Origin of the sequence: Comamonas endophytica, assembly GCF_023634805.2 — a bacterium.
GTDB classification, from domain to species: domain Bacteria; phylum Pseudomonadota; class Gammaproteobacteria; order Burkholderiales; family Burkholderiaceae_C; genus Comamonas; species Comamonas endophytica.
Genome location: NZ_CP106881.1, coordinates 2,626,510 through 2,642,998, shown reverse-complemented (window position 1 = coordinate 2,642,998; position 16,489 = coordinate 2,626,510). Strand labels below are relative to the sequence as shown.

Genomic DNA, 16,489 nt, shown 5'->3' with positions numbered 1-16,489 from the left:
TCAGGTACCCGGTTAGGCGCGCGCCGGGAACAGCCCCGACGGCTTGAAGACCAGCACGCCGGCCATCAGCATGTACATCGCGATGCCGGCGATGGCCGGCCCCGCATCGGCGGCCAGCGCCGGTGGCAGCAGTTCGCGCAGCAGCGGCGGCAAAAAGGCGCGGCCGGCGGTATCGACCAGGCCCACCAGCAGGCTGGCGACGAAGGCGCCGCGCACCGAGCCGATGCCGCCGATCACGATCACCACCAGCGCCGGAATCAAAATGGCCTCGCCCATGCCGATCGACACCGCGCTGATCGGCCCCATCAGCGCCCCGGCCAGCGCCGCCAGCGCCGCGCCCAGCGCGAACACGATGGCAAACACCTTCGATACGCGCACGCCCATGAACTCGGCCATGGCCCGGTTCGACGCGCCCGCGCGCACCAGCATGCCCAGGCGGCTGTGGTTGACCAGCAGGTACAGGCCCACCGCTACCGCGAAACCCGCGCCCAGTATCAGCAGCCGGTACGAGGGATAGGGCAGCCCCAGCAGATCGATGGGCCCCGACAGCTGCGCCGGCGTGGGCGCCATGATCGGCGAAGGCCCCCAGACGAGCTTCACCAGGTCGTCGGCGATCAGCACGATGCCAAAGGTCGCCAGCACCTGCGCCAGATGGTCGCGGCTGTAGAGCCGGCGCACCAGCAGCGCCTCGAGCAGCGCTGCCAGCAGCACCGTCGCCAGCACCGCCACGCCCACCGCCAACATGAACGAGCCCGACTGCACATGCACCGCGGCCGACACATAGCCGCCCACCATGAACAGCGAGCCATGCGCCAGGTTCAGCGTGTCCATGATGCCGAACACCAGCGTGAGGCCAGCGGCCAGCAGGAACAGCATGAAGCCGTAGCCTAGTCCGTTGAAGATCTGTTCGAGGAAGAAGGTGGGATCCATGGGTTTGGGGGTCGATGAGGATATCTGAGTGAACACACCCTTCGACAGGCTCAGGGGGGCCCGCCTAGGGCGAACGGGTACCAACCGTTCGCCCTGAGCCTGTCGAAGGGTGGAGAGCCGGCTCTAGGAACCTGCCCAGCCGTTTATTTCAGCCCGCACTGCCCCGCAAACGCATCCTGATGCGCCGTCAACACCTTCCCCGGCTGCAGTTGATTCGTCACCTTCCCATCCGCCCCCTGCACCACCTTGCGCAGGTAGTAGTCCTGGATCAGGAACTGGTTGTTGCCGTACTTGACAGGCCCGCGCACCGAGTCGAACGACGCGGACTTCAACGCCTTCACCAGCGCCGGCCGGTCGCTGACCTTGCCGCCCAATTGCTTGACGGCCGCGTCCATGTTCATCACCACGTCATACGCGAAGGCCGCGTACAGCGAGGGATAGCGGCCGTTGTAGGCCTTGCGGAATTCCGCCACGAACTTCTGGTTGGCGGCATTGGGCAGATCGTGGGCATAGGAAGAAGCATTGAACAGGCCCACCATCGAGCTGCCCACGGCCGGGATGATGTCCTCGTCGGCGGTGAAGGGCGAGGAGATCAGCGTGATGTCCTTGTTCAGGCCCGCGGCCATGAACTGCTTGATGAAGTTGATGCCCATGCCCCCGGCCTGGAAGATGTAGACCGCCTCGGGCTTGGCCGCGCGCAGCTGCGCGAGCTCGGCGGCGAAGTCCAGCTGGCCCACCTTGGTGTAGATCTCGTCGGCCAGCGGTTTCTTGTACAGGCGCTTGAAGCCGTTGAGCGCGTCCTTGCCCGCCGGGTAGTTGGGCGCCATGATCACGACCTTGCTGTAGCCCTTGGTGGCCGCGTACTGGCCCGCGGCCTCGTGCATCGAGTCGTTCTGGTAGCTGGTGCCGAAGAAATAGGCATTGCACTGCGCGCCCGCGAGCTGGCTCGGGCCGGCGTTGGGCGACAGGTACGGCACCTTGGCGGCAAACAGCGTCGGGCCCACGGCCAGCGCCACGTTCGAGGCCACGGGGCCGGTGAACAGGTCGATCTTCTCGCGCTGGATCATGCGGTCCACCAGCTGGCGCGCCTGCTCGGGGTTGCCCGCCATGTCGGCCTGGATGAATTCGGCCGGCACGCCGCCCAGCTTGTTGCCCAGCAGCTTCACCGCCAGGTTCAGGCCATCGCGGATCTCGGCGCCGGGCGCGGCAAACGGACCGGAGATATCCAGCGCCACGCCCACCTTGATCGGCGCGGGCGCCTGGGCCTGGGCCAGCAGCGGCATCGAACCCACGGCCAGCGTGGCAACACCCATCAGAAAGCGCGAAGCAAGAACAGCAGACATTGTGACCCTCGTGTTTTGAAATTGGCGATCCCGCCAGGATGCGCAAATGCAGCGATTGTGCCTGTGGATCGTCAAGCTCAAAACAGGATCGATGCCTGCATGCCTTCAGCGCACGTCGTGCGAATGGATCTGCAGCGCCTCGAGAAAGCGCGACACCATGTTGTAGGCCGCCACCGTGGCCGTGATCTCCACCAGCTGCGCGGGTTCGTACCGGGCCGAAACCGCGGCAAAGATGTCGTCAGGCACCTGCACCTGGCGCGTCATCGCGTCGGTATAGGCCAGCACGGCACGCTGCTCGGCGGTGAATGCATCGCTTGGCTCCCAGTCCTGCAGCGCATCGAGCTGGGCCTGCGACACGCCCTCCTGCAGCGCGATGGGCGCGTGCTGCTGCGCCTCGTAGGGCGCCTTGTTCACCAGTGCCACGCGCATGATGATCAGCTCGCGCAGCGCGCCGGGAAGGCTGCTTTGCTGGCGGATCGCGGTCAGGTAGGTCAGCCAGCCCTCGGCGATGGGCGTGCTGTGCAGCAGCATCTGATAGAGGTGCAGGATGCTGCCGCGCTCGGCAACGATGCGCTCGGCCAGCGGGCGCACGGCCTCGCTGCTGCAGTCGGCGTAGGGGATACGGGCCATGGAATACCTTGTGAATGAAGTGAAGGATGGGGTTCAGTCGGCATTGACAATCTTGCGCTTGACCAGATCGGCCATCAGCTCCGAGTCCTTGCGCACGCGCTCGGCAAAGGCCTGCGGCGTGCTGTTGACGACATCGAAGGCGTTGTCGTTGAAGCGCTTCACGATGGCCGGGTCGTGCATGACATCGTGCACGGTCTTGAGCAGCTTCTCGCGTACGTCGGCCGGCAGGCCCGGCGGCGCGACCAGCCCGATCCAGGTCGGGAACTCGAAGCCGGGAATGCTCTCGTTCATCGCCGGCACGTCGGGCAGCTGCGACGAGCGCTGCGGCGAGCTCACGGCAATCGCCCGGATCTTGCCGGCCTTGATATGCGGCAGCATGACCGAGAGACCCGCAAACGCATAGTCGATATGGCCGCCCAGCAGGTCCGTCAACAGCGGGGCCGCGCCCTTGTAGGGCACATGCTCGGTCTTCAGACCCCGGGCCAGCGACAGCTGCGCGCTGTTCACATGGCCGGCCGAGGCCGTGCCCGCCGAGCCATAGGAGCTCTTGGGATGGCCCTGCAGATAGGCCACGAGCTCGGGCAGGTTCTTCGCCGGCACCTCGTTGCGCGTCACCAGGATCTGCGGCGTCGTCACCAGCAGGCTCAGGTAGTCGAAGCCCTTGAAGGTGTCGAAGGGCAGGTTCTTGACAATCAGATGGTTCACCGCCTGCGAGTCCAGCGCCAGCATCAGCGTGTAGCCGTCGGGTTTGGCGCGGTGCAGGTCGGTGGCGCCGAGCGCGCCGCTGGCGCCGGGCTTGTTGTCGATGACCACGGCCTGCCCGAGCCGCTCGCCCAGCGCCTGGCTGATGGTGCGCGCGGTCTGGTCCACGGCGCCGCCCGGCGCAAAGGGCACGATCAGGCGGATGGATTGGCTCGGATAGCCCTGCGCCAGGGCGCCGGCGGAAAATCCCAGGGCCAGCGAGGCGCAGGCGCCAGCAAGCCAGTGACGGCGATCAAGCATGTGTGTCTCCTTCTGTTGTGATGCATGTGGCCGCGGCCGTCTGCGCCCCCGCGCGGCGGCCGCGGCTTGGGGTTCAGCGTGTCGCGGCGACCAGCCCGCCATCGACCACGATCTCGGTGCCCGTGACGTAGCGGCTTTCGTCGGCCACGAGAAACAGCACCGCGTGCGCGGTGTCCCAGCCGGTGCCCATGTGCCTCATCGGCACCTGGTTGTTGCGGTGGTCGATGAAGCCTTGCGTGTCGCCCTTGGCGTATTTCTGCGCCAGGCCCTCGATCAGCGGCGTGTGCATCAGCCCCGGCACCACGCAGTTCAGGCGGATGCCTTCGGGCGCGTGGATCACGGCGGTGGTGTGCGTGAAGTGCAGCAGGCCGGCCTTGGCGGTGGCATAGGCCACCTGCGGCTTGCCCACATAGCGCAGCCCGGCCACCGAAGACACGTTGACGATGGCCCCGCCGCCCTGCGCGCGCATGTGCGGAATGACGTGCTTGCATGACAGGAAAGTGCCCTTGAGATTGACCTGCAGCTGCGCGTCCCAGACGGCTTCGTCCATGTCCACCGGCCCGCCCGGCTGCGACAGCCCGACGTTGTTGACCAGGATGTCGATGCGCCCGAAGCGCTGCACGCAGTCTGCGACGGCACGCGCCACCTCGTCGGCGCGCGTCACGTCGCAGGCACCGACATGGCAGTCGCCGCCCTCCTGCGCCACCAGGCGCTGCGTTTCCTCGGCCTGCTCCAGCGACAGGTCCGTGCCGTAGACCTTTGCCCCCTGCCGTGCCAGCAGCACGGCCGTCGCCCGCCCATTGCCCCAGCCCTGCGCGACCGCGCCGCAGCCCATCACCAATGCCACCTTGCCTGTGAGATCCAGCACCTTGTCTCCTTTTTGGCCATCGCTCGGAGGGCGCCACGGCGGCGCATCCGGGATGCATGCGTCGATGCTATGCGTGGCACATATATTTTTTAAATTCTTTCTTGGGCAGGATTTATAGAATGGCGGAATGAATCTCCCGCCGCGCCATCTGCGCATGTTTCTCGCGCTGTCCGAGTCGTTGAATTTCAGCAAGACCGCCGAGCAGCTGTTCATGACCCAGCCCTCGCTGAGCAAGGCCATACGCGATCTGGAGGAGACGCTGGGCCTGCCGCTGTTCGAGCGCACCACGCGCAGCGTGCAGCTCACGCCGGGCGGCAAGCGCCTGGCGGCCATGGCGCGCACCGTCATCGGCGAATACGACGCGGGCCTGCAGCGCATGCTGTCTTCCGCTGAGGAAGAAGCGCGCCAGCTGGCCATTGCCTCCCTGCCCTCGCTGGCCACCGGCATGCTGCCAGCGGTCTGCGCCGGGCTGGAGCGGCGCTTCGCGGCGCCGCAGATCACGATCCACGATTGCTCCAACAACGCCTGCGTGCAGCGGCTGCTCCACTACCAGGTGGACTTCGCACTGGCCTCGGTCGCTCCCTCGCACCCCGAGCTGCACTACGAGGAGGTGCTGCGCGACCGCTTCGTGCTGCTGTCGTGTGGCCCCTGGCGCCGGCGGCTCGCGCCGCGCATGCGGCTCGACGACCTGGCCGGCTTGCCGCTGATAACCATGACCGATGCCAGCACCGCCATGCGCTACATGAGCGCGGCCTTCCTGCAGCGCGGCATGGAGTTCCGCCCGAAGATGCAGCTCGACCAGGTCGGCACCATTGCCGGGTTCGTCAAGTCGGGCCTCGGCGTCGCGGTGCTGCCCTATCTGGGCATGATGCCGATGCAGAGCCTGCGCGGGCTGCAGGTCTCGGAGATCGCCGACGGCCCGGTGCGCTCGGTGGGCATCGTGACGCGCCGGCTGGGCACGCCCACAACCATTGCCCAGGAGGCCATGGCGGCGGTGCGCGCCGTGGGCATGGACCTGATGGCCAGGCATTCCGACTGGATTCTTGCGCCCGCTGCGCCTGCGGGTGAGTCCTCGCTACAGACCTAGTAGCAAAGCCCATTCCATGGGTTTGTCGCAGGCGCTCCAAACATGTAGTTATGTACAGTACCGCCTTATTCCCCGGTTGATGATCCTGGCCTGCCCGTGGCCAGCACCCGGTCCGGCACACCATGAGCGCGTCCATCCCGGTGCCCCCGCACCGCTATTACTACCTGCACAACTTCGAGCGCGCGCTGGACTGGATCGCGCAGCGCTACAGCGACCTGCTCGATGGCGCCGAGCATGATTTCCTCGCCCAGTTCGCGGCGCTGCCGGCCATGTCGCGCGCGCTGCTGGTGCGCATGCTGATGCGCCGCGGGCCGTGGTTCCGCGCCTCCAAGCTGGTCTACGAGGAGATTCCCGAAGTCTGCGCCGCCACCGGGCCGCTGCTGGCGCTGGGCTGGCTCGACGCGCGCGCGCCCATGCATCTGGAGGAGCTGTTCGACCTGCACACCAAGAGCGAGCTGGCGCCGCTGTTTGCGCCGCCCGAGCGCGGCGGCGGCACGCGCAAGTCGGACTGGCTGCTGGCGCTGGGCGAGGTCCACGCCGAACCCCGCCCCTATGCCGAATGGCACCCGCAGGCCAGCGAGCCGGTCTGGCGCGTCATGCTGGGCGCTTTGAGCGAGCGGCTGCGGCTGATGTTCTTCGGCAATCTGCGCCAGGACTGGACGGAGTTCGTTCTTGCCGACCTGGGCGTGTTCCGGTATGAAAGCGTGGCTTTCGACGCCGCCTCGCGCGCCTTCCAGACGCGCGCCGACATCGACGCGTATCTTGCGCTGCATGCCTGCCGCGAGGCGCTCGAGGGTGGCGCCGATGCCGCAGCCATGCGCCAGGCCATCGAGGCCTGCCGCAGCGCCAACCCCTGGCTGGAGCAGCGCCGCGCCAAGCTGCTGCTGCGCCTGGGCCATGCCTGCGAGCGCGCGCAGCAATGGGACGAGGCGCTGCTGACCTATGCGCAGTGCAGCTACCCCGGCGCGCGCCACCGGCGCCTGCGCGTGCTCGAGCGCCTGGAGCGCCATGAAGAGGCGCTCGCCGGCGCGCTCGAGGCGCAGCGCTCGCCCGAGAGCGACGAGGAATTGCAGAAGCTCCTGCGCATGCTGCCGCGGCTGCAGCGCAGCGCGGGCCAGGGCGCGCCGGGCCGGCGCCCGGGCGCGGCGCAGGCGCTGTCGCAGCTGCGCTCGGACATCGTGCTCGATCCGCCTGCGGTGCCGATGTCCGTCGAATACGTGCTGCGCCAGCATTGGCACAGCGAGGCGGCGCCGGTGTTCTATGTCGAGAATGCGCTCATCAATTCGCTGTTCGGGCTGCTGTGCTGGCCGGCGATCTTCGCGCCGGTGCAAGGCGCCTTCTTCCACCCCTTCCAGAGCGCGCCCGCCGACCTGAGCGCACCCGACTTCACCCAGCGCCGCGCGCAGGAATTCGCGCGCTGCCTGGCGCTGCTCGACACGCCCGACTACAAGGCCGTGATTCTCGAGCGCTATGCCGCCAAGCACGGGCTGCAGTCGCCCTTCGTCTTCTGGGGCACGCTGTCCGAGCCGCTGCTGCTGCTGGCGCTGGAATGCATCGGCGCCGCGCATCTGAAGCTGCTGTTCACGCGGCTGCTGGCGGACGTCAAGGCCAACCGCACGGGCTTTCCCGACCTGGTGCGCTTCTGGCCCGACGAGAAGCGCTACGAGCTGGTAGAGGTCAAGGGGCCAGGCGACAAGCTGCAGGACAACCAGATCCGCTGGCTGCAGTACTGCCGCGGGCATGGCATTCCGGTCAGCGTCTGCCATGTGCAGTGGCGCGCAGGCCCCGGGGACGGTCCGTGAGCTACACCGTCTCCGTGCGCACGCTTTGCGAATTCACCGCCAAGCAGGGAGACCTCGACCTGCGCTTCACGCCCGCGCCCACGGCGCAGCAGGGCATCGAGGGCCACGCGCTGGTGCAGTCGCGGCGTGGCCCGGAATACGAGGCCGAGCTGCCGCTGCAGGGACAGTACGAGTCGCTGCGCGTGCGCGGGCGCGCCGACGGGTTCGACCCGCAGGCCGGGCAGCTCGAGGAAATAAAGACCTACCGCGGCAATCTGACGGCCATCCGCGCCAACCACCGCGCGCTGCACTGGGCGCAGGCGAAGATCTATGGCCATCTGCTGTGCACCGAGCGCGCGCTGCCGCGGCTGAAGATCGCGCTCATCTACTTCAACATCACCACGCAGAAGGAGGATGCGATCGCGCAGGGCTTCGAGGCCGCCGAGCTGCAGGCGTTCTTCGAGGCGCAATGCGCGCGCTTCCTGCGCTGGGCGCAGAGCGAAGACGCGCACCGGCGTGCGCGCGACGAGGCGCTGGCGGCGCTGGCCTTTCCGCTGGGCGATTTCCGCGCCGGCCAGCGCGCGCTGTCGGTGGCCGTGTACCGCTGCGCGCGCGCGCCCGAGGCCGGCAACTGCCTGATGGCGCAGGCACCGACGGGCATCGGCAAGACCATCGGCACGCTGTTTCCCATGCTCAAGGCCTGCCCCGGGCAGGGCCTGGACCGCATTTTCTTCCTGACCGCCAAGGGCACGGGTCATGGCCTGGCGACGCAGGCGCTGGGCCATGTCAACCATGCCATCGGGGCCGGCGGCGCGGCGCTGCGGGGCGGCCCTCCGCTGCGCGCCATCACGCTGCAGTCGCGCGAGAAAAGCTGCGAGCACCCCGACAAGGCCTGCCATGGCGACTCCTGCCCGCTGGCCAAGGGCTTCTATGACCGCTTGCCGGCCGCGCGCGCTGCAGTGCTTGAAGTGCATGCGGTCTGGGACAGCGCGCGGCTGCGCGAGGTGGCGCTGGCGCACGAGGTCTGTCCCTACTACCTCACGCAGGAGATGGCGCGCTGGAGCGATGTGGTGGTGGGCGACTACAACTACTTCTACGACGGCGCGGCCATGCTGCACGCGCTGACGCTGGCGCACCAGTGGAAGGTCGGCATTCTGGTCGATGAAGCGCACAACCTGCTCGACCGCGCACGCAGCATGTACACGGCCGAGCTGACGCCGGGCTCGCTTGCGGCCGCGCGCAAGCAGGCCAAGGGGCGCATCCGCAAGTCGCTCGATGCCTTGAATCGCGCCTGGAGCGACATCCACGCCGGCCAGGACATCGCCTACCAGTGCCATGCACAGGTGCCGCTGGACTTCATGGCGGCGCTGCAGAAAGCCATCTCGCTGATCGCCGAGGCCAATGCCGATGTGCCGATGCTGCCCGGCGATCCGGTGCTGGGCTTCTATCTCGAGGCGCTGCAGTTTTCCGTGCTGGAGGAGAAGTTCGACACGCATGCGCTGTTCGACGTGACGCTGGTGCCCGCGCAGGGCCGGCGCAAACGCTCCTCGGTGCTGTGCATACGCAATGTCATTCCCGCGCCGCACCTGCAGGCACGGCATGCCGCCGCGCATGCGACGGTGCTGTTCTCGGGCACGCTGAGCCCGCATGCCTTCTACCGCGACACGCTGGGCCTGCCTGACGAGACGGCCTGGATCGATGTGCCCGCGCCCTTCAAGGCGGCGCAGCTGGCGGTGCATATCGTGCGCGATGTCTCCACGCGCTACCAGGACCGCGAGGCCTCGGTGGCGCGCATCGTGGCGCTGGTCCGCGCGCAGTTCGCGCGGCGCCCGGGCAACTATCTGTGCTTCTTCAGCAGCTTCGACTACCTGGAGCGCGTGGCAGATGCACTGTGCGCTCGGCCCGACGCGCCGCCCGTGTGGCGCCAGGTGCGCGCCATGGGCACCGACAGCCGCCAGGCCTTCATCGACCGCTTCCAGGCGGGCGGCCAGGGCATCGGTTTCGCGGTGCTGGGAGGGGCCTTTGGCGAAGGCATCGATCTGCCCGGCGACCGGCTGATCGGCGCCTTCATCGCCACGCTGGGCCTGCCGCAGCTCAACCCGGTCAATGAAAGCATGAAGCGCTGCATGCAGCAGCGCTTCGGCACGCGCACCGGGTATGACTACACCTATCTGTTTCCGGGGCTGCGCAAGGTGGTGCAGGCGGCGGGACGGGTGATCCGTTCGGAAAGCGATACCGGGGAGCTGTTCCTGATGGACGACCGCTTCGGGCGGGAGGAGGTCAGGAGGCTGCTGCCGGGGTGGTGGGGATAGGCAGCGCTCTGATTCCTAGGGCTGGCCGCTCATCCTTCGACAGGCTCAGGACGAACGGTTCTATAAAGGCAGTCACCTCAGAACCGTTCGTGGTGATCCTGAGCTTGCAGAAGGATCGAACCATGAACGGCCTCGCTCAAAAAAGCAAGCGCGGACTCCTCAACCCCGTTCGCCCTGAGCTTGTCGAAGGGTGGACGGCCCCCCTCAAGCCACCCCCCTACCTCACCCGTCACAGCTGCTACAGCTTGGGCCCTCACTCCGGCTCGATCCCCGCCGTCTTGATGATCTTCCCCCAGCGCTCATACTCCGCCACCTGGAACTTGCTCATCTCCTCCGGCGAGGACAGCGTCGTCTCCATCCCCGACTGCTGCGCCACGGCGCGCACCGAGGCGGTCTGCATGGCGCTGCGCATCAGCGCATTGAGCTTCTGCACGACCGGCGCGGGCGTTCCCGCGGGCGCATACAGCGCATTCCAGTAGCCGAATTCATAGCCCGGCAGCGATTCGCCGATCGCCGGCACGCCCGGCATCAGCGCCAGGCGGCCCGGGCTGCTCAGGCCCAGTGCCTTGAGCTTGCCGGCCTTGACATGCGCCACCGTGGTGGCCAGGTCGACGATCATCAGATCGGTCTGCCCTGCAATCAGGTCCATCACCGCCGGCGGGTTGGCGCGATAGGGCACGTAGTTGAACTCGGTGCCCGTCATCTGCTGGAACAGCTCGGTCGCCACCTGCGCCGACGAGCTGCCCGAGCCGTAGTTGAGCTTGCCTGGCTGGCGCTTGGCCAGCGCCACCAGCTCGGCAATGCTGTTCACGCCCAGCTTCGGGTTCACGACCATCAGCAGCGGCCCCTTGGCCAGCAGCGCCACCGGCGCGAAATCCCTGATCGGGTCGTAGGGCAGCTTCTTGAGCAGATGGGGATTGGCCGCCTGCGTCGTGTTGGTGGTCATGAACACCGTGTAGCCATCGGGCTGGGCGCGCGCCACATGCTGGGCCGCGATGCCGCCAAAGGCGCCCGTGCGGTTGTCGACCACCACCGATTGCCCGGTTTCCTTGGTGACTTCCGCGGCCACGGCGCGCGCCAGGCCATCGGTGGCGCTGCCCGCGGTCGAGCCCACCACGATGGTGATCGGCCGCGAGGGAAAGCTTTGGGCGTGAACAACGGAGCACAGCGGGGAAAGCAGTGCAAGAGCCAGGAGGGTGCGGCGCGTCGGCATGGTGTCTTGTCCTTAATAGTTATGGGTCGCTTGGAAAAAGGCGCAGCGGCGGACCACTGGCCGAAGAACTCGCTTACTGTTTCCAGCCGGAGAGCAGCGCCTCGAGCTGCTGCTGCTGCGTGCCGCTGAGCGGCCAGGCCGAAGGCGCGCGCGTGGCGCCGCAATCGTTGCCCATCCATTGCAGCGCGGCCTTCACCACGGTCACGTTGGCGCCGTTGTTCTCCTGCGCGCGCAGCTCCTCGAAAGGCAGCATCTCGCCGATCAGGCGCATGGCCTGCGCGTAGTCCGACCGCTCCAGCGCGCTGTGGATGGCCACCGAGCGCTCGGGGAACACGTTGATGAGACCGGAAGTGAAGCCGCGCGCGCCCACCGCGTACAGCGGCGGCGCCCAGACTTCGGCCAGGCCGCCGACCCAGGCCAGATCGCGGTCGGCGGTGCGGCGGATCATCTCGGCCAGCACCAGCGGCGTGGGCGAGGCCCATTTCACGCCGATGACCTCGGGAATGCGGCACAGCGCCTCGATCGTCGCCAGGCCGATGTTTTCATTGCGCAGGTAGAGCACCAGCGGCAGGCCATCGGCGGCTTCTGCAATCTGCTGCACATACTTCACGACGCCGCGCGGCGCGACAAACGGGTCCGGCGGCTGGTGCACCATCAGCGCTGCGGCGCCGGCGCGGGCCGAGGCCTTGGCCAGCGCGCGCGCCTCGTGCACGCTGCGGCCCACGCCGCCGAGCAGCGGCACGCGGCCGGCCACGCACTCGGCGGCCACATGCACCATGCGCTCGGCCTCGTGCGCCTGCAGCCCATAGAATTCGCTGGTGTTGCCGTTGGCCACCAGGACATGCACGCCGGCACCGACCGCGCGGTCGACCACGGGCTGCAGCGGGGCGCTGCAGATCGCGTCCTGCGCGTCGAAGGGGGTGACGAGAATGCCGGAAATGCCATCGAGCGCTGCGCGCAGGGCCGGGCCGGTGAAAGTAGTCATGGGGGCTCCAGGAGACGGTTTATCTGTGGCAGCCACTCTAGAAGTGCCTCGCGGCGGCGTCCAATCCAGACATCGGATGCCGCCATTCAAGAAATGAATCGATGTTCCAACTGACCCAACTGCGCTGCTTCGTGGCGGTGGCTTCCGAGCTGCATTTCGGCCGCGCTGCGGCGCTGCTGCACATGACGCAGCCGCCGCTGACGCGGCAGATCCAGCTGCTCGAGCACGAAGTCGGCGTGCAGCTGCTCGAGCGCGCCGGCGGCGCGGTGCGCCTCACGGTGGCCGGCAGGATCTTCCTGCGCGAAGCCGAGGACATCCTGCGCCGCAGCCAGGCGGCCACGCTGGCCGCGCGCCGCGCCATGCAGGCCGAAGCCGGCAGCGTGACGCTGGGCTTCATTCCCGCGGCCAGCTTCACCCTCCTGCCGCAGCTGCTGGCCTTCGTGCGCGCGCGGCTGCCCGAGGTGCATCTGGTGCTGCGCGAGATGCAGACCGTCGATCAGATCGAGGCGCTCGGCGCCGACCGCATCGACATCGGCATCGTGCGGCCCTTCGCGCCGCGCAGCTTCAGCGCCTCGGCGCCGCTGCTGCGCGAGCCCTTCATGCTCGCGCTGCCGGCGGACCACCCTCTTGCAGCGCTTGACGCCGTGCCTCTGGCGGCGCTGCAGGGCCAGGCGTTCATCGAGTTCTGCCCCTCGGAGTCACGCTATCTGTACGAGATCGTCGCCGGCCAGCTGCGTGCCCATGGCGTGGCGCCGGAGACGGTGCAGACGCTGAGCCATACGCATTCGATCCTGGCGCTGGTCGATGCCAATGTCGGCGTGGCCCTGGTGCCGCGTGCGGCCATGAAGCTGCGCTACGCCAATGTCTGCTTCAGGCCGCTGGCCCAGGTGAGCGGCCTGGATGTGGAGCTGCACCTCGCCTGGCGCCGCGACGGGCGCCACGGCGTGGCCGGCACGCTGCGCGAACTGCTGCAGGGCGACTTCCGCAGCGCCCTGCCGCAGCGCTGAGTGCCGGCTCAGGCGCGCTGGATGAAGCCGTCCAGCAGCTGCGCGAAAACCGCCGGCTGCTCGACGCAGCTGATATGCGCAGCCTCGATAGGGGCCAGCTCCGCGCCGGGGATGCCGGCGGCGATTTCCTCGGACATCGCCAGCGGCGTGGCCGCATCCAGCGTGCCGCCCAGCACCAGCGCCGGGCAACGGATCGAAGGATTGGTCTTATGCAGCGCGATACCCGCCACCGCCGCGCAAGCGCGGGCATAGGGCTCGGGCGCCAGCTGCACCAGGGCCGCGCGCATCTGCGCCACGCGCTCGGGGTGGCGCGCGATGAAATCGGCCGACAGCCAGCGCTGCAGCGCGCCATCGGCGATCGCGGCCACGCCCTGCGCACGCACGGTATCGATGCGCGCCTGCCAGCCCTGGCGCGCGGCCTCGTCATAGCGCGCGGCCGAATTGGCAATGGTGATGCTGCGCACCGCGCCAGGGTGGCGCGCGGCCAGCGCCTGCGCCGTCATGCCGCCCATCGAGACCCCCGCGAAATGCACCGGGCCGCGCCCCAGGCGCTCGATCAGATCGGCCGCGTCCTGCGCCAGGTCCTGCATGCCGAACGCCGCTTCGCCGGCAGGCGAGCGGCCATGGCCGCGCTGGTCGTAGCGCACGACGGTGTAGCGGTCCTTGAGCAGCGCGGCGACTTCGTCCCACATGTGCAGGTCGCAGCCCAGCGCATGGCTCAGGACGATGACGGGGCCTTGGCCCTCGATGATGGAGTGCAGTGCCGGCATGCTTGCTCAATCCACCTTGATGTTGGACGCTTTGATCAGTTTGGTCCAACGATCGGTCTCGGTCTTCAGATGCGCCGCCAGCGCTTGCGGCGTGCTGCCGATCGGCTCGGCGCCAATGGCGTCAAGACGCTTCTTGACCTCGGGGTCGTTCATCGCCTCGTTGAGCGTCTGGCCCAGCTTGGCGACGATGGGCGCGGGCGTGCCGGCGGGCATGAAGGTGGCGAACCAGGGCGAGACTTCATAGCCGGGAACACCGGCTTCCGCCACGGTCGGCACGTCGGGCAGCGAGGGCGAGCGCGTCTTGGTGGTGATGGCGATGGCGCGCAGCTTGCCGGCCTCGATGTGCGGGCGCGCCGAGGTGATGCTGTCGAACATGAAGTCCACCTGGCCGCCCAGCAGGTCGGTGACGGCCGGGCCGCTGCCGCGGTAGGGCACGTGCAGCATCTTCACGCCCGTCAGCGAGGTGAAGTTCGCGCCCGCCAGATGGATCGAGGTGCCGTTGCCGGCCGAGGCATAGGTCAGCGCGTCGGGCCGCTGCTTGGCCTTGGCGATCAGGTCCTTGACGTTCTTCACGTCGGACTGCTTGGCGCCCGCCACCAGCACGTTGGGCACCACGGCCAGCAGGCTCACCGGCGCGAAGTCCTTGATCGGGTCGTAGCTCAGCTTGTTGTAGAGCGCGCCGTTGGTGGCCATGCCGATCGAGGTGATCATCAGCGTGTAGCCGTCGGCGGGCTGCTTGGCCACGAAGTCCGAGCCGATGTTGCCGCCCGCGCCGGGCTTGTTCTCGATCACGAAGGGCTGGCCCAGCTTGCGGCCAGCGACCTCGCCGAGCGTGCGCGCGATCGCATCCATGGCGCCGCCGGGCGGGAATGGCACCACCCACTTGACAGGTTTGTCGGGCCAGTTGCCCACCGTGCCCTGGGCCAGGGCGGGAACGGCGCAGGCGGCCAGCGCGATGGCAGTGAGGGTCTTTTGCAGGATGGGGTTGCTCATGTTTGTCTCCTTGGAATTTTTTGTGGGAATGCGGCCGGTCGCTCAGGCTATGGCCGAGGGATGGCGCGCCAGCGGCGTCACCTGGATCTGCATGTAGGGAAACAGGGGCAGCCCCTGCAGCAGCCCGTGCAGCTCGTCGTTGGAGGCGACATCGAAGACGCTGTAGTTGGCGTATTCGCCCACCACGCGCCAGATCGACTGCCAGCGGCCATCGCGCTGCAGTTCCTGGGAATAGGCCTTTTCACGCGCCTTGATGTCTTCGACCTGCGCCGCGGGCAGGTCATGGGGAATGCGCACGTCCATGCGAACAAGAAACAGCATCGGGGTCTCCTTGATGGGATGGGTGAGGCTGCACGCCCTCGGCGTGCGGCCGGAAAGATTTCAGATCTTGGCCTGGCCCAGGTCCACGTGCACCGGCTGCCGGCCGGCCAGCGCGCGGTCGAAGCGGTCGAGCTGGCTGGGCGAGACCGTGAGGCCGTAGCCCGGGCCGTCGGGCAGCTGCAGCGCGAAATCCTGGATGGTCATCTTCTGCTCGACGATATCGTCGACCAGCAGCTGCGGGCCGAACAGCTCGCAGCCGTGGTGCGCGCCGGGCAGCGTCGAGAAGACATGGGCCGAGGCCGCGCTGCCGATCGAGGTCTCGAGCATCGTGCCGCCATACCAGCCGATGTCGGCGGCCTCGGCAATCGCCGCCACCTTGCGCGTGCGCAACAGCCCGCCATGCTTGGCGACCTTGAGCGAGAACACATGCGCGGCCTGCTCGCGCGCCAGCAGCATCGCGTCCTGCGGCGTGCACACCGTCTCGTCGGCCATGATCAGCGCTCCGCGCAGCTCCTGCGCGAGCTGGCGCAGCGCCGGCACGTTCCATTTCGCCACCGGCTGCTCGATCAGCGTCACGCCGGCCTCGATCAGCTGCGGCAGGCAGCGGCGCGCGGTGTTGCCGTCCCAGGCCTGGTTGACGTCCACCGTGAGCGTCGCGGTGGCGGGCAGGCCGCGCGCGATGCGGCTGACATGGGCCACGTCGTCCTGCGGCGCGCGCGCGCCGATCTTCATCTTGAAGATCCGGTGGCGGCCCTGCTCCAGGCGCAGCTGCGCTTCCTGCAGATCGCGCTCCACATCGCCACTGGCCAGCGTCCACGCCAGCGGCAGGCTCTCGTGCAGCTTGCCGCCCAGCAGCTGCCAGGCCGGAATGCCCAGGGTACGCGCCAGCGCGTCGATCAGCGCCATTTCCACGGCGGACTTGGCAAAGGCATTGCCTTTGCAGGCCAGGTCCATGCGCGCGAGCAGCTGCTCGATGCCGCCGGCCTTCTGACCGAGCACGGCCGGCGCGAGATAGCTTTCAATGGCATGCGCGATGCTCTCGGGCGACTCCTCGTTCCACGATGGGCCGCCGATGGTGGCGGCCTCGCCGAAGCCGCAGGCCCCGCCGCGCAGCCACAGCTGCACGATGACCGGGCTCTGGCGCTGGATCGAGCCAAACGACAGCTTGTGCGGACGGATGGTGGGGATGTCCAGAATGCGTGCCTGGATGCGTTCGATGGTGAATTCTGGGCTCATGCGGATGGCTT

General features: G+C 68.1%; 15 protein-coding genes. 4 read left to right on the top strand and 11 right to left on the bottom strand.

All coding sequences use genetic code 11. From position 1 onward, the window contains the following. Positions 1–12: 12 nt before the first annotated feature. From M9799_RS11985 to M9799_RS11965, 5 genes are all read right to left on the bottom strand, one after another. On the bottom strand, positions 13–930 hold the full coding sequence (locus M9799_RS11985) for a branched-chain amino acid ABC transporter permease (RefSeq protein ID WP_231041906.1): 918 nt from the start codon (positions 928–930) through the stop codon (positions 13–15). Between the two features lie 143 nt (positions 931–1,073). Then, positions 1,074–2,273: an ABC transporter substrate-binding protein gene (locus M9799_RS11980; protein WP_377008114.1), complete on the bottom strand. Its 1,200-nt coding sequence runs from the start codon at positions 2,271–2,273 to the stop codon at positions 1,074–1,076. 105 nt (positions 2,274–2,378) lie between these two features. After that, positions 2,379–2,903: a carboxymuconolactone decarboxylase family protein gene (locus tag M9799_RS11975; protein WP_231041905.1), complete on the bottom strand. Its 525-nt coding sequence runs from the start codon at positions 2,901–2,903 to the stop codon at positions 2,379–2,381. A gap of 33 nt (positions 2,904–2,936) precedes the next feature. Further along, positions 2,937–3,905 carry a Bug family tripartite tricarboxylate transporter substrate binding protein gene (locus tag M9799_RS11970; RefSeq protein ID WP_231041904.1) on the bottom strand — a complete coding sequence of 323 codons (969 nt, stop codon included), beginning with the start codon at positions 3,903–3,905 and terminating at the stop codon, positions 2,937–2,939. A 73-nt stretch (positions 3,906–3,978) separates the two neighbouring features. Then, positions 3,979–4,773 (bottom strand): SDR family NAD(P)-dependent oxidoreductase, encoded by a 795-nt coding sequence (locus tag M9799_RS11965; protein WP_231041903.1) that lies wholly within the window; start codon positions 4,771–4,773, stop codon positions 3,979–3,981. Positions 4,774–4,900: 127 nt separating this feature from the next. Here M9799_RS11965 and M9799_RS11960 point away from each other — a divergent pair, with 127 nt between their 5' ends. The 3 genes from M9799_RS11960 (at position 4,901) to M9799_RS11950 (ending at position 9,953) form a co-directional block, all read left to right on the top strand. Next, entirely contained in the window at positions 4,901–5,860 is a 960-nt protein-coding gene (locus M9799_RS11960) for a LysR family transcriptional regulator (protein WP_231041902.1), read from the top strand. A gap of 122 nt (positions 5,861–5,982) precedes the next feature. Beyond that, on the top strand, positions 5,983–7,662 hold the full coding sequence (locus M9799_RS11955) for a VRR-NUC domain-containing protein (protein ID WP_231041901.1): 1,680 nt from the start codon (positions 5,983–5,985) through the stop codon (positions 7,660–7,662). Further along, positions 7,659–9,953, top strand: coding sequence for an ATP-dependent DNA helicase (locus M9799_RS11950; RefSeq protein WP_231041900.1), 2,295 nt, complete (start codon positions 7,659–7,661; stop codon positions 9,951–9,953). The genes M9799_RS11955 and M9799_RS11950 overlap by 4 nt, the downstream gene beginning before the upstream one ends. 253 nt (positions 9,954–10,206) lie before the next feature. On the opposite strand, the gene M9799_RS11945 is transcribed toward M9799_RS11950, so the two are convergent. Together M9799_RS11945 and M9799_RS11940 are read right to left on the bottom strand one after the other, a co-directional pair. Continuing rightward, complete coding sequence (locus M9799_RS11945; protein ID WP_231041899.1) at positions 10,207–11,166, bottom strand: Bug family tripartite tricarboxylate transporter substrate binding protein; 960 nt, start codon at positions 11,164–11,166, stop codon at positions 10,207–10,209. 73 nt (positions 11,167–11,239) lie between these two features. Further along, on the bottom strand, positions 11,240–12,151 hold the full coding sequence (locus M9799_RS11940; RefSeq protein WP_231041898.1) for a dihydrodipicolinate synthase family protein: 912 nt from the start codon (positions 12,149–12,151) through the stop codon (positions 11,240–11,242). A gap of 101 nt (positions 12,152–12,252) precedes the next feature. Here M9799_RS11940 and M9799_RS11935 point away from each other — a divergent pair, with 101 nt between their 5' ends. After that, positions 12,253–13,158, top strand: coding sequence for a LysR substrate-binding domain-containing protein (locus tag M9799_RS11935; RefSeq protein WP_231041897.1), 906 nt, complete (start codon positions 12,253–12,255; stop codon positions 13,156–13,158). Between the two features lie 8 nt (positions 13,159–13,166). Here the strand turns inward: M9799_RS11935 and M9799_RS11930 are convergent, their stop codons facing one another. Genes M9799_RS11930 through M9799_RS11915 form a run of 4 tightly spaced genes read right to left on the bottom strand, consistent with a single transcriptional unit; the run spans position 13,167 to position 16,478 of the window. Continuing rightward, positions 13,167–13,928, bottom strand: a complete 762-nt coding sequence (locus tag M9799_RS11930) for an alpha/beta fold hydrolase (RefSeq protein WP_231041896.1) — start codon at positions 13,926–13,928, stop codon at positions 13,167–13,169. 6 nt (positions 13,929–13,934) lie between these two features. Beyond that, positions 13,935–14,921, bottom strand: a complete 987-nt coding sequence (locus tag M9799_RS11925; RefSeq protein WP_231041895.1) for a Bug family tripartite tricarboxylate transporter substrate binding protein — start codon at positions 14,919–14,921, stop codon at positions 13,935–13,937. Positions 14,922–14,963: 42 nt separating this feature from the next. Further along, on the bottom strand, positions 14,964–15,242 hold the full coding sequence (gene catC, locus M9799_RS11920; protein WP_231041894.1) for a muconolactone Delta-isomerase: 279 nt from the start codon (positions 15,240–15,242) through the stop codon (positions 14,964–14,966). A gap of 60 nt (positions 15,243–15,302) precedes the next feature. Beyond that, positions 15,303–16,478: a muconate cycloisomerase family protein gene (locus M9799_RS11915; protein ID WP_231041893.1), complete on the bottom strand. Its 1,176-nt coding sequence runs from the start codon at positions 16,476–16,478 to the stop codon at positions 15,303–15,305. Positions 16,479–16,489 lie beyond the last annotated feature (11 nt).

What these genes read in the sequence shown, in the direction of transcription:
- M9799_RS11985 (WP_231041906.1), bottom strand. Translation starts at nt 930, where the DNA reads ATGGATCCCACCTTCTTCCTCGAACAGATCTTCAACGGACTAGGCTAC.
- M9799_RS11980 (WP_377008114.1), bottom strand. Translation starts at nt 2,273, where the DNA reads ATGTCTGCTGTTCTTGCTTCGCGCTTTCTGATGGGTGTTGCCACGCTG.
- M9799_RS11975 (WP_231041905.1), bottom strand. Translation starts at nt 2,903, where the DNA reads ATGGCCCGTATCCCCTACGCCGACTGCAGCAGCGAGGCCGTGCGCCCG.
- M9799_RS11970 (WP_231041904.1), bottom strand. Translation starts at nt 3,905, where the DNA reads ATGCTTGATCGCCGTCACTGGCTTGCTGGCGCCTGCGCCTCGCTGGCC.
- M9799_RS11960 (WP_231041902.1), top strand. Translation starts at nt 4,901, where the DNA reads ATGAATCTCCCGCCGCGCCATCTGCGCATGTTTCTCGCGCTGTCCGAG.
- M9799_RS11955 (WP_231041901.1), top strand. Translation starts at nt 5,983, where the DNA reads ATGAGCGCGTCCATCCCGGTGCCCCCGCACCGCTATTACTACCTGCAC.
- M9799_RS11945 (WP_231041899.1), bottom strand. Translation starts at nt 11,166, where the DNA reads ATGCCGACGCGCCGCACCCTCCTGGCTCTTGCACTGCTTTCCCCGCTG.
- M9799_RS11940 (WP_231041898.1), bottom strand. Translation starts at nt 12,151, where the DNA reads ATGACTACTTTCACCGGCCCGGCCCTGCGCGCAGCGCTCGATGGCATT.
- M9799_RS11935 (WP_231041897.1), top strand. Translation starts at nt 12,253, where the DNA reads ATGTTCCAACTGACCCAACTGCGCTGCTTCGTGGCGGTGGCTTCCGAG.
- M9799_RS11930 (WP_231041896.1), bottom strand. Translation starts at nt 13,928, where the DNA reads ATGCCGGCACTGCACTCCATCATCGAGGGCCAAGGCCCCGTCATCGTC.
- M9799_RS11925 (WP_231041895.1), bottom strand. Translation starts at nt 14,921, where the DNA reads ATGAGCAACCCCATCCTGCAAAAGACCCTCACTGCCATCGCGCTGGCC.
- catC (WP_231041894.1), bottom strand. Translation starts at nt 15,242, where the DNA reads ATGCTGTTTCTTGTTCGCATGGACGTGCGCATTCCCCATGACCTGCCC.
- M9799_RS11915 (WP_231041893.1), bottom strand. Translation starts at nt 16,478, where the DNA reads ATGAGCCCAGAATTCACCATCGAACGCATCCAGGCACGCATTCTGGAC.